The sequence below is a fragment of the Microbacterium sp. K41 genome (assembly GCF_004794395.1).
Lineage (GTDB): Bacteria > Actinomycetota > Actinomycetes > Actinomycetales > Microbacteriaceae > Microbacterium > Microbacterium sufflavum.
Genome location: NZ_SSDO01000156.1, coordinates 1 through 11594, shown reverse-complemented (window position 1 = coordinate 11594; position 11594 = coordinate 1). Strand labels below are relative to the sequence as shown.

Below are 11594 nucleotides of genomic sequence, written 5' to 3'. Positions count from 1 at the left end.
CGGCTCGTCGCCGAGCGCGCGATCTTCGGCGGGGTGCAGCGGGAGGCCGACGACATGGCGCGGCAGACCGTCGGCCGCGACCTCGGCGGCTTCGTGCTCGACTGGGCGGGGCGCACCGACGCCTACGTGCAGTTCACGGTGCCCGAGTTCGAGTATCCGCGCGGCGACCTGCCCGACACGGTGCACTTCGCCGGACCGCTGCCCACGACCGCGTCCGACGCCCCGCTGCCGGACTGGTGGGACGACCTCGACGGCGACCGCCCGGTCGTGCACGTCACCCAGGGCACCATCGCCAACTCCGACTTCACCCAGCTCGTGCTGCCCGCGGTGCGCGGGCTCGCGCCGTCCGACCTGCTCGTGGTGGTGACGACGGGCGGGCGCCCGAGGAACAGCCTTCCCGGCGACCTGCCGGAGAACGTGCGGGTGGCGGAGTACCTGCCGTACGACCGGCTGCTGCCGAAGATCGACGTGCTGGTCACCAACGGCGGGTACGGCGGTGTGCAGCAGGCCCTCGCCCACGGGGTGCCGATCGTCGTCGCCGGCCAGACGGAGGACAAGGTGGAGGTCTCGGCGCGCGTGGGCTGGTCGGGCGCCGGCGTGAACCTCCGCACCAACACCCCGGCGTCCGCCCAGATCGCCGCGGCCGTGCACCGCGTGCTGGCGCAGCCCTCGTTCCGCGTGGCGGCGGAGCGCATCGGCACGTCGATGCGGTCGGCCGATGCGTGGTCGACCCTGGATGGGGTGCTCGACCGGGTGACGCGGTCGTGGCCGGCGCGGGAGCCCGTCGCGGAGAGCTGAGCGAGCGGTCCATTCCGGCGCATGGACGCAACAGGACGCAACGTCGACCGGTATACCATCCTGGGCAGGCGCCTCCCGGTGTCAGTCCCCAGCTGACCTGGCGGGCGCGACGGCATCGCCGTCATGCGGAGGGAACGTCGGAATTCCTTTCGATCCCGAGGGGGGATGGGGTGGGAGTCGATCCCCAGACGACACCCACCCCCACTTCGGACGCGGTCAGTTCCAGCGCGTCAGCAACCAGAACGCCGCGAAGCCGATCACCACGATCAGGGGAAGCCACGTCCCGGTGCGCTTGAGGCGTCGTCCCTGCGGCGCGACGCCCGGCGGCGGAGTCAGCAGGCCGACCGGCGGAGCGAACGGCAGTGCGTGCCCGCCGGAGGATCCCGCCGTGACGGGCGGCGTCCGCTGCGCAGCCAGCCGATCGTCGCGCCATCGCGCCCACTGGTCGAACTTCGTCAGCAGCGCGCCGACCGCGCCGAACAGCCACGCCCACGTCGCCGGATCCAGCGTCGACGCCTTGCGCTGCGTGTACAGGAACAGCCAGTCGTCGACGATCTCCACGTCGAGCTGAGCGGCGTTGTCGATGAACCGCGCCATGATGTCGGGCGTGAAGAGGTAGAGCGCATCCTGCTCGTAGCCCTCGGGGCAGTACAGGGTGAAGTGCCGGTCGAAGTCGCCCTCGAGCGACAGCCGCTGCGCCCGCTGGAACGACGCCGGCAGGTTGGAGCCGAAGCCGTTGTTGCCCGTCGCGTCGAGCACGATGTTGGGCAGCGGCACGTCGAGCTTCACGGCCACGTAGCCCCAGCGGTAGGTCGTGGAGTTCTTCCCCGACTGCACCGTGTACTGGTAGTTGCCGAACTCCACGAACCGCGGGTGGCTGCCGCGCACCAGGTCCGTGGCGAGGCGCGACCGGCCCAGCTGGAAGATCATGCCGGGCAGCGGCGGGTCGTCCACGCGCGGCTCGTACGTCATGCCGTTGGCCTGGGCGAAGCGGTGCAGCCGGTAGCGGGTGGCCTGACCGTTGCGCACGGCCATCCAGATGAGCACGCCGACCGCGGCCGCGAGCAGCACGATCAGCACGAGCGGGATCGCGGCCGCGCCGGGGGATCCGGTGGATGCGGCCAGGCTCAGCACCACTGTGAACAGGATCGGCAGCATCACCAGCCCGGCGATCGACACGGCGACGATCGCGATGATGGAGGACACCGCCATGCCCGATGTGCGCCGCGACCGCAGCTCGGCGGCGAAGGCGCGCACGGCGGCCGGGTCGACCGGTTCCGTGAGGGGACGGGCGTCGAAGCTCGGCGCTGGAGCGGGCGCCGTCACCGGTTCACCTCGTCGGCGTCCCACGTGAGGTCGGCGCCCTCGCGCAGGGCCAGCGCCTCCAGCCGCTCGTCCGTGCAGATCGCGCGGACGAGCTCGGGCGAGCCCGCGACGATCGTCGAGTCGAAGTCGATCTCCGAGACCATGACCCAGGCGCGGTCGTCGGGCCACAGCAGGCTCGGACTCTGCGCCGACGGCGGGAACCCGTGCTCCTCGGCGGCGAGGTCGCGCCACGGCGCCCGCAGGACCCAGTCCGGATCGGCGAACTCCGATGCTCCGGCGGTGAACGGCACGTGGTCGCGCTGGGGGAGCCGCAACCGGGGCCCCTCCGAGATCTCGCGTGACAGGATGCCCTCCTGCCAGGTGGGCTTGCGGAAGCCGTTGTTGAACGGATCGTGGGTGCTGCGCTCCAGCATCGCCCGGTGGTGGGGGTCGTCGTCGAACCCGAGGAACGCGCGCGACGGCGTCTGTCCGAAGAAGCCGACCAGCCCGCCCCATCCCTCCCACAGCGCCGCGACCCCCGCGTCGGGTGTCGCGGTGTGCGCGGCGAGGTGGCCCGCCAGCACGGACAGCAGGTCGGGGTCGAGCTCCCCCTCCGCAGGGGCGTTGTACTCGCGCCCGTCCGGGCCGATCCGGGTGCGCCAGTCGCCGTCGACCGGGGTGCGCACGATCCGCTGCCACTGTGCCAGTGCGTGCATCGTGGTGCCGAAGACCGCGGCGGTGTCGGCCCAGGTCACGCGCTCGCCGGAGAATTGCGCGTCGAGCCGGCGGCGCTCGGGTTCCGGCAGGCGCTCCCACTCGTCGGGGGTGGGGTACGGGCGGTCGGGCAGGGAGCGCACGACCCCCGGATGGAACACGCGCGCGTAGGCGGGGAACCCGCGCGGCACCACGCCGTGCATGCTCGCGGTCACGTCGTCGTCGAGGCGGTCGCGCAGCCAGGCGCCGGGGCTCGGGTCGGCCATCCACTCCATGCGACCACGGTACCGGCCGGGCCCGGGCGCCCGGCCTCCCGCGCGGCGGCGTCTGCGGCATCCTCCATAATCGAGGGGTGACTGCGACTGCGACCCTTCCCTCCCTCGACGGCCGACGCTTCCGCATGGTGTCGTCCACCACCTCCGCCGTCGACCCCGACGCCCCCAGCATCTTCGAGTACTTCGAGCGCGACGGCGCCATCTGGGGCGGGTACGAGGGCGACACGGTCACGTTCGGCAAGTTCGTCGGAACCCGCACCGCCGACACCATCTGGGTGTCGTTCGTGCACGTGCTCAAGACCGACGGCACCGTCGTCACCGGCGACGGCGAGAGCGAGCTCGAGCTCACCGACGACGGCCGCATCCGCCTCGTCGAGCACTACGAGATGCACGGCCTGCCGCAGCTGAGCGTGGTCGAGGAGATCCCCGCCGCCTGACCCGGGTCAACGGGGCAGCCTCGTACCCGCCGATGTCAGCTAGCGTGTTACACGTGACGAACAAGAGCAAGCAGCTCGGGATTTGCCAGGTGGCGAGTGGCGGAGGCGGAGGAACGTGCACGATCGCGAACTCGTACACCGTGAGCACTCACATTGATGCATCATTCGGTCTCTCAACCGCGACGGTAGCCGCGGGCATCGGTATCAGCGAAGACAAGACGGTCACGAGTTCCATTCAATGGACGTCGCCGGTTGCACCCGCGGGAGCCTCCTATAAAGCTTGGGCTGTCGGCACCCGAGTGACCTATCAGATCCAGAAGTGGAAGCTGACCAAGGCGCACGGGAGGTCCGCGCAGACGCTTCTATCGACGAGTCGTGTGCTGACGGCTTTCAGCCCCGTCCCGAGCTTCACGGTTGGTCAGTGACTCGTGGCAAGGAAATCGAGGAGGTTCGCGCGGCTCGGCGCCTGGGTGCTTGCCGTCGCCACACTGTCGATGGGGATCTTCTTCACCGTTTCGAGAACCGTGAGCGTAGCCTCACCGGTGCCCGGGGCGACGGAGTCCTTCGAGATCCATCCGGTCGACGTGACCGGGGTCGGGCTCGCTCTTCTCGTGGTGGGTCTCGTGATCCTCGCTGCGCTGCTCATCCTCGAGGGATACGGCCGGAGCGACACCGAGCGCTGACCCCGGGTCAGCGGGGCGGGAGGGTGTCGCGGCCGGGGGAGGCGGGCGTCCAGCGGGTCATGCCGAGCGGCACCTCGGTGTCGCGCTCCGGGAGGTCGGCGGGCAGCAGGTAGGGGCGGCGGACCACCTCGTCGAGCACCACGACGCTGACCACGGTGCGCACCTCGGGCAGCTGCGCGATCACGCCGGTGGAGAACTCGTGCACCCCGCTGACGTCGACCGCGCGGATCAGCAGCATCGCGTCGTGCTCGCCCGTGGTGATGGCGCACCACTCCACGTCGGGCATCTCGATGATGCGCTCCCGGAACGAGGCCCAGGCCTGAGGCATGACCGTGACGAACACGAGCGCGCCGATCGAGAGTCCGGCCTTGGCGTGATCGACGCGGGCGCTGAAGCCGGTGATGACGCCGTCGTGCACCAGGGACTCGACCCGGGTGTACGCGCTGGCGCGGGAGATGCCGACCTTCTCGGCCAGTGCGGCGATCGAGACGCGACCGTTATCACGCAGCACATCGAGGATTCTGTACGCCGTCTCATCCAGTGGGGCGGCACTTCGTCCAGAAAGCTTCGACGGATCCGCATCCTTGCTGGACATATTGCTCCTGACATCCGAGGTTCTGGACAAAGCGTGCCGATGTGACCCGCACTTGCTGGACACATCGTCGCATATGATGCGAATCTGATCACCGGTCGTCCACATCGGACATCACCGGAACCCGAATGTACTCCTCGCCCTTGGAGGCCCTCATGTCGTCACGCCGTTTCACGCCGGTCATCGCGCTCGGAGCCGTCGCGCTCCTGGCGCTCGCGGGTTGCTCGGGAGGGAACTCGGCGAACAACTCCGACTCGTCCCAGGGCTCCGACTCGCTCGTCATCGACACCGCGTTCTCGATCGAGACCGCCGACCCCGGTCACACCTACGACCCGACCGGCAACATGATCGCGAAGGCCCTGTACGAGACCCTCGTCGACTTCGAGGGCTCCGACGTCTCCACGCCGGTCCCCGGTCTCGCCTCGTGGGAGCAGAACGATGCCGCGACCGAGTTCACCTTCACGCTCGAGGGCGACCGCGTGTTCTCCGACGGCTCGCCCGTCGAGGCGAAGGACGTCGTGTTCTCGCTGCAGCGCATCCAGGGCATGGAAGACGCCAAGCCCAACTTCCTGCTCGGCGGCCTCACCATCACCGAGGTCGACGACAAGACCATCCGGTTCACGTCCGAGACCCCGCTGCTGCAGCTCCCGGCCATCCTCGCGAACCCGGCCCTCGGCATCGTGAACTCCGACGTGGTGATCGAGAACGGCGGCGCGATCGACGGCACCGACTCGGCGCAGGAGTTCCTCGACGGCGAGTCCGCGGGCTCCGGGCCGTTCGTGCTCGACACGCTCGACCTCAGCTCGCAGGTGGTCCTGAAGAGCAACGACGAGTACAACGGCGACGAGAAGTCGGCCTACAGCCGCGTGGTGGTGCGCAACGTGTCGGAGAGCGCCACGCAGCTCGCCAACCTCAAGGGCGGCGACTCGATGGTCGCGATGGACCTCAACGGCGACCAGGTCGCGGGCCTCGGCGACGACATCACGGTCGACTCGGTCCCGTCGGGCCAGACCATCTTCCTGCTGCTGAACCAGTCGCCCGCCGTGGCCGGCGAGCTGGCCAACGTGAAGATCGCCGAGGCGATCCGCTACGCGCTCGACTACGACGCGCTGCTCGAGCTCGCCGGTGCGGGCGCCGTGCAGGCGACGGGCGTGATCCCGCCCGGATTCGAGGGAGCACTCGACGGCGGCGTGGAGCAGGACCTCGACAAGGCGAAGGCCGCGCTCGCCGAGGCCGGCTACACCGGACAGACGCTGAAGCTGCAGTTCCCGAACGACTACCCGGTCGGCGGCGTGGAGTTCACCCCGCTCGCGGAGCGCGTGCAGGCGCAGCTCGAAGACGCCGGCATCACGGTCGAGCTCGCCCCGGCCCCGTTCGCGACCGAGCTCGACGCGTACGTCAACGGCACCGAGGGCTTCGGCCTGTGGTTCTGGGGTCCGGACTACGCCGACTCGGCGAACTTCCTCCCCTTCGCTCCCGGTCTGAAGGTCGGCCTGCGCGCCGGCTGGGCGGCCGAGGCCAACCCGGAGATCGCGGGCATCGCGGCGGGTGCCGCGAGCGCCACCGACCCCGCGCAGCGCGAGGCCGCGTTCACCGAGTTCGCCGAGGCGATGCAGGAGCAGGGTCCGTTCGTGCCGCTCATCGTCCCCGGCCGCAACATCTCCTCCGCGAGCGACGTGACCGGTGCCGTGTACAACTCCGTGTGGGAGATGGACATCGCCGAGATCGCCCCGGCCGGCTGAACGGACCTTCCATGACGACAGTGGCCGTGCAGAGGCAGGCGCAGCGGCGCCGTTCGCCTCTCGTCGGATACCTGCTGCGGCGGGCCGGGACCTCCCTGCTCCTGTTGGTGGGCGTGACGATCGTCACGTTCGCGCTCACCAACCTCGTGCCGGGAGACCCGGTCTCGGCCGCCCTCGGTGAGGGCGCGTCGCAGAACCCGGCGACGCGCGAGGCGTTCATCAAGGCGAACGGACTCGACCAGCCACTGTTCGTGCAGTACTTCATCTACATGGGGAACCTGCTCCGCGGGGACCTCGGCACGTCGCTGGTGACCGGACGCCCGGTCACCAGCGACCTCGCCACCGCGGTGCCCGCGACGATCGAGATCGCGATCGGGGCGATCATCGTCAGCCTCGCGGTCAGCATCGTGCTCGGCACGCTCGCCGCCTACCGCCGGGGCCTCGTCACCGACCAGGTCATCCGCGTGGTCACCCTCGTCGGCCTCAGCGTCCCCACCTTCTGGCTCGCGCTGGTCAGCTTCTACGTCTTCTTCCTGGAGCTGCGCATCGCGCCGGGCTCGGGGCGCATCTCGCCGTCGATCACCCCGCCGCCGCGCGTGACCGGGCTCTACACGGTCGACTACCTGCTCAACGGCGACGGCGTCGGCTTCTTCGACGCGCTCGCCCACCTCGCCCTTCCCGTCATGGTGCTCTCGCTCGTGACCATCGGCCTGCTCACCCGGTTCATCCGCACGTCGGTGCTGGAGGTGCTGGGCAGCGACTACGTGCGGGCCGCCCGCGCCAAGGGCCTCCCGGCCATGCGCGTCATCCTCGACTACGTGCTCCGCGGAGCCTCGCTGCCGATCCTCACCGTGGTGGGCGTCGCATTCGGGGCCCTGCTGTCGGGCACCGTGCTCGTGGAGTCGGTGTTCGCGTGGCCGGGCCTGGGCACGTACGCCTACAACTCCGCCGCGAACCTCGACCTGCCCGGCATCATGGGCGTCGGTCTGGTCGTCGGCGTCATCTACCTCCTCATCAACTTCATCGTCGACCTGCTCTACGGCGTGCTCGACCCGAGAGTGAGGATCGCATGAGCCGCATCGACGCCGCCGCCGGCCCCTGGCGCTTCCGCTTCCGCTGGCCCCGCGCCTGGCGCACCCCGCTCGGCATCATCGGCACCGTGATCGCGGCGGCCTGGATCGTCATCGCCTTCACGGCGCAGTGGTGGGTGCCGTACCCGCCGAACGCGCAGGTGCTGCCGCGACTGCAGGAGCCGGGCATCGACACGATCCTCGGCACCGACGGCAACGGCCGCGACATCTTCTCGCGACTGATGACCGGAGCGACGGTGAGCCTGCCGCTCGCGCTCATGCTCGTGATCGCGGCGATGATCATCGGCACGCTGATCGGCGCCGTCGCGGGCTACTTCGGCCGCGCGGTCGACGAGACGCTGATGCGCATCACCGACCTCTTCATGGCGTTCCCGACCGTGATCCTCGCGATGGTGGTCGCCGCGTCGCTCGGCCCGTCGCTGTTCAACGCGGTGATCGCGGCGATCGTGGTGTCGTGGCCGCAGTACGCCCGCGTCACCCGCAGCATCGTGCTCGGCCTGCGCGGACAGAACTACGTGATCGCCGGACGCCTGCTCGGCCACTCGCCGCTGCGGACCCTGTTCGTCGACATCCTCCCCAACATCGCCGGGCCCGTGCTCGTGCTCGCCACGCTCGACATCGGCGCCGCGATCCTGCTGCTCTCCGGCCTCTCCTTCCTCGGCCTCGGCGCGCAGCCGCCCACCGCCGAGTGGGGGTCGATGATCTCGGGGGCCATGCAGAACTTCGACGCCTGGTGGCTCGGGGTGTTCCCCGGTCTCGCGATCCTCACGGTCGTGCTGGCGTTCAACTTCCTCGGCGATGCGATGCGCGACGTGCTCGACCCCACCGCCGAGGTCACGCACGAGAAGGAGGCCGACCACCAGGCCTCCGCGACGGGGGTGCCCGCATGACCGCCGCGCTGAGCATCCGCGATCTCACGGTCGACATCGGCCGTCCGCTCGTGAAGGGCGTGTCGCTCGAGCTCGAGGCCGGGCGCATCCACGGCCTCGCGGGCGAGTCGGGCTCCGGCAAGACCCTCACCTCGCTCGCGGTGCTCGGGCTGCTGCCGCGGCAGGCTCGCACGGGCGGCTCGATCACCCTCGCGGGGGAGGAGCTGCTCGGCCTGAAGCGCCGCGGCCTCAACCGCATCCGCGGGAAGCGCATCGCGATGGTGTTCCAGGACCCGTCGGCGTCGCTGCACCCGCAGCTCCCGGTCGGCCGCCAGCTCACCGACCACATGCGCGTGCACCTCGGCCTCACGGGCGCCGCGGCGCGCGAGCGGGCGGTGGAGCTGCTGCAGACCGTGCAGGTGCCGAACCCGGCGGAGGCGCTGAAGCGCTACCCGCACCAGTTCTCGGGCGGGCAGCGGCAGCGCATCGCGATCGCGTGCGCCCTGGCGTGCGACCCCGAGGTGCTGCTGGCGGACGAGCCCACCACGGCGCTCGACGTCACGGTGCAGGCCGGCATCCTGCAGCTGCTGCGCGACCTCGCCATCGAACGGAACCTCGCCGTGCTGCTCGTGACGCACGACCTCGGCGTGATGAGCGCGATCGCCGACACCGTCGCGGTCATGAAGGACGGCCGCATCGTGGAGCTCGCCGACCGCGAGACCCTGTTCCTGCACCCGCAGCACGAGTACACGCGGATGCTGCTCGCGGCCCTCCCCGGCTCGCGCATCGAGGCGCCCGCGGTCGACGCGACGGACCAGGTCGATGCGGTCGACCCGATCGAGGAGGATGCGCATGAGTGAGGTCAGCGTCCTCGACGCGCGCGACGTGGTCGTGCGCTACCCGGGCAACCCGCCGGTGATCGCCGTGAACGGGGTGTCGGTCCGCGTGACCGCGGGGGAGACCGTCGCGCTGGTCGGCGAGTCGGGCAGCGGCAAGTCGAGCCTCGCCCGCGCCGTCGTCGGCATCGAGAAGACCGCCGCCGGCACGGTCGAGTTCCGCGGGGCCCCGGTCACGCCGCTCGGCATCCGCCGCCGGTCGACCGCCCTGACCGGGATCCAGATGGTGTTCCAGGACCCGTCGACCTCGCTGAACCCTCGCCGACGCATCGGCGACCAGATCTCCGACGGCATCGCCACCGCCCGAGCGCGCGGTGCCGCCGGATCCACCGTGGAGGAGTGGCTCGAACGCGTCGGGCTGCCCGCGAACGTCCGCACCCGCTTCCCGCACCAGTTCTCGGGCGGGCAGAAGCAGCGCATCGCGATCGCCAGGGCCCTGGCCGCGCGGCCCTCGCTGCTCGTGGCGGACGAGCCCATCTCGGCGCTCGACGCCTCGACGCAGACGAGCGTGGCCGGACTGATGCGCGACCTGGTGGCCGAGTCCGGCGCCGGCATGCTCTTCATCTCGCACGACCTCGCCGTGGTGCGCCGCATCGCCGATCGCACCCTGGTCATGTTCGCGGGACGGGTGCTCGAGTCGGGCCCCACGGAGCAGCTGTGGTCCGCGCCGCAGCACCCCTACACGCAGGCCCTGCTCGCGGCCATCCCCGAGCCGGACGGCGCCGGCCGCATCCCCGACGCCCCCTCCACGGACGACCGCGCCGTGTGGGCCGAGGTCCCGCCCGTCGCCTACTGACGCGGGGCCGGACGACGAAGGGCCGGGGCGCATGCCCCGGCCCTTCGTGTCATCCCCGGATCACACCGGGGCGACGATGTCCTGCTTCACGTCCCACTCGGTGATCTCCATCGCGATCTCCAGCGACTGACCCTCGACGGACGCGGTGCTCTTCGATGCGAGGTTGACGTAGTCGGCGGTGACCTCGAACGCCACGTCGACCGTCGTGCCCTGCTGGTCGACCGAACCGGTGATCAGGAACACCTTCTGGCCGAGGCGCTCGCCGGTGCCGCTCACGGTGAAGTCGCCCGCGAGGGCCTCGGCCGCGGCGGCGGGGTCCATGGCGGCGACGTCGGCCGCGCTCGTGCTGAGGCCCGCGATGATCGGGTCGCTGGAGTCCGGGTCGGCCGGCTGCCAGTCGCTCGACGGCGACTTGACCCACACGTCGTCGCCGATCGCGACGATCGAGCCCATCGGCGAGATCGACTCGAGGGCGTTCTCGGAGGGGTTCACGCGGGCGGTGCTCTCCATGCCCAGCACGCTCGTCTTGGCGGCGTAGCCCGCGGAGTCGGCCATCGCGTCGGCGATGCACGTGCCGAGCGCCGTGCCGTCGACGGTCGCGCCCTCGGCCAGCTCGGGGCAGTCCGTGGCCGGTGCGTCGGCCTCCTGCGATGCGGCCGTGCTCGGCTTCGCGTCGGCCGGCTTGTCCGATCCGCCCGCCGAGCATCCGGTGAGCATGACGGCGGCGGCGAGAACGACGCCGACCCCCCACTTGTTGACGCGCATGGCGCCCCCCTCCAGTCATGTGCCCGATGACGGTCATCGGGCACGCCCTCCAGCATGCCAAGCCGCGGGCCGATCGGTGGGAGGCGGCTCGGAGGAATGTCCGCTAGACTGTCGAGGTTGTCTGCCTTCCGGCACCCACTCGGGTTCCACGGGCGGGCACGTGCACACACCCTCCTGCTCCCGGGAAAGTCCCGAGAGCCGTTCTAGTCCGAAGGAGGTGGGTAAGTGACGCACCAGTACGAACTCATGGTCATTCTGACCCCCGAGATCGACGAGCGCCAGGTCGCCCCGACGCTCGACAAGTTCCTGAAGGTCATCACCAACGATGGTGGCTCGATCGAGAACGTCGACATCTGGGGCAAGCGCCGTCTGGCCTACGAGATCCAGAAGAAGACCGAGGGCATCTACGCCGTCGTCAACTTCACCGCGACCAGCGCCGCCACGCAGGAGCTCGACCGTCAGCTCAAGCTGAACGAGCAGATCATGCGCACCAAGGTCCTGCGCGCGGAAGAGGCTCAGGCGATGATCGCGTCCGAGGCCAAGCGCTCCGAAGAGAAGGCTGCCCGCAAGGCCGCCAAGGCTGCGAAGGCCTAAGTCTCATGGCCGGCGAAACCGTCATCACCGTGGTGGG

Annotated in this window: 14 protein-coding genes; 10 read left to right on the top strand and 4 right to left on the bottom strand. The window is 70.4% G+C overall.

Translation table 11 applies throughout. The features are described from left to right. On the top strand, positions 1 to 798 hold a 798-nt coding region (locus tag DW309_RS03860; RefSeq protein ID WP_342590366.1), incomplete at its 5' end, for a glycosyltransferase. A gap of 216 nt (positions 799 to 1014) precedes the next feature. On the opposite strand, the gene DW309_RS03855 is transcribed toward DW309_RS03860, so the two are convergent. Continuing rightward, entirely contained in the window at positions 1015 to 2124 is a 1110-nt protein-coding gene (locus DW309_RS03855) for a hypothetical protein (RefSeq protein WP_136044608.1), read from the bottom strand. Further along, positions 2121 to 3092: a hypothetical protein gene (locus DW309_RS03850; RefSeq protein WP_136044607.1), complete on the bottom strand. Its 972-nt coding sequence runs from the start codon at positions 3090 to 3092 to the stop codon at positions 2121 to 2123. Before DW309_RS03850 ends, DW309_RS03855 begins: the two co-directional genes overlap by 4 nt. Positions 3093 to 3169: 77 nt before the next feature. Here DW309_RS03850 and DW309_RS03845 point away from each other — a divergent pair, with 77 nt between their 5' ends. From DW309_RS03845 to DW309_RS19315, 3 genes are all read left to right on the top strand, one after another. Beyond that, positions 3170 to 3529: an avidin-fold protein gene (locus DW309_RS03845; protein ID WP_206252185.1), complete on the top strand. Its 360-nt coding sequence runs from the start codon at positions 3170 to 3172 to the stop codon at positions 3527 to 3529. 53 nt (positions 3530 to 3582) lie between these two features. Further along, on the top strand, positions 3583 to 3954 hold the full coding sequence (locus DW309_RS03840) for a hypothetical protein (RefSeq protein ID WP_136044606.1): 372 nt from the start codon (positions 3583 to 3585) through the stop codon (positions 3952 to 3954). Between the two features lie 99 nt (positions 3955 to 4053). Further along, complete coding sequence (locus tag DW309_RS19315; RefSeq protein ID WP_168387164.1) at positions 4054 to 4212, top strand: hypothetical protein; 159 nt, start codon at positions 4054 to 4056, stop codon at positions 4210 to 4212. Positions 4213 to 4219: 7 nt separating this feature from the next. Here DW309_RS19315 and DW309_RS03835 read toward each other — a convergent pair whose 3' ends face one another. Next, the gene (locus DW309_RS03835) at positions 4220 to 4807 is read right to left on the bottom strand and encodes an Lrp/AsnC family transcriptional regulator (RefSeq protein WP_206252186.1); all 588 of its coding nucleotides are present in this window, start codon (positions 4805 to 4807) and stop codon (positions 4220 to 4222) included. A gap of 152 nt (positions 4808 to 4959) precedes the next feature. Between DW309_RS03835 and DW309_RS03830 the strand changes: the two genes are divergently transcribed. Genes DW309_RS03830 through DW309_RS03810 form a run of 5 tightly spaced genes read left to right on the top strand, consistent with a single transcriptional unit; the run spans position 4960 to position 10198 of the window. Then, positions 4960 to 6546: an ABC transporter substrate-binding protein gene (locus tag DW309_RS03830; RefSeq protein WP_136033859.1), complete on the top strand. Its 1587-nt coding sequence runs from the start codon at positions 4960 to 4962 to the stop codon at positions 6544 to 6546. A gap of 11 nt (positions 6547 to 6557) precedes the next feature. Continuing rightward, entirely contained in the window at positions 6558 to 7619 is a 1062-nt protein-coding gene (locus tag DW309_RS03825) for an ABC transporter permease (protein ID WP_136033861.1), read from the top strand. After that, positions 7616 to 8527, top strand: a complete 912-nt coding sequence (locus tag DW309_RS03820) for an ABC transporter permease (protein WP_136033863.1) — start codon at positions 7616 to 7618, stop codon at positions 8525 to 8527. The genes DW309_RS03825 and DW309_RS03820 overlap by 4 nt, the downstream gene beginning before the upstream one ends. Further along, a complete protein-coding gene (locus DW309_RS03815) occupies positions 8524 to 9366 on the top strand; it encodes an ABC transporter ATP-binding protein (protein WP_206252188.1) in 843 nt (280 codons plus the stop codon). The genes DW309_RS03820 and DW309_RS03815 overlap by 4 nt, the downstream gene beginning before the upstream one ends. After that, positions 9359 to 10198 carry an ABC transporter ATP-binding protein gene (locus DW309_RS03810; RefSeq protein WP_136044605.1) on the top strand — a complete coding sequence of 280 codons (840 nt, stop codon included), beginning with the start codon at positions 9359 to 9361 and terminating at the stop codon, positions 10196 to 10198. Before DW309_RS03815 ends, DW309_RS03810 begins: the two co-directional genes overlap by 8 nt. Positions 10199 to 10258: 60 nt before the next feature. Here the strand turns inward: DW309_RS03810 and DW309_RS03805 are convergent, their stop codons facing one another. Further along, the gene (locus DW309_RS03805; protein WP_136044604.1) at positions 10259 to 10963 is read right to left on the bottom strand and encodes a hypothetical protein; all 705 of its coding nucleotides are present in this window, start codon (positions 10961 to 10963) and stop codon (positions 10259 to 10261) included. A 225-nt stretch (positions 10964 to 11188) separates the two neighbouring features. On the opposite strand from DW309_RS03805, the gene rpsF reads away from it, so the two are divergent. Beyond that, complete coding sequence (gene rpsF / locus DW309_RS03800; RefSeq protein WP_021201450.1) at positions 11189 to 11557, top strand: 30S ribosomal protein S6; 369 nt, start codon at positions 11189 to 11191, stop codon at positions 11555 to 11557. Positions 11558 to 11594: the final 37 nt, after the last annotated feature.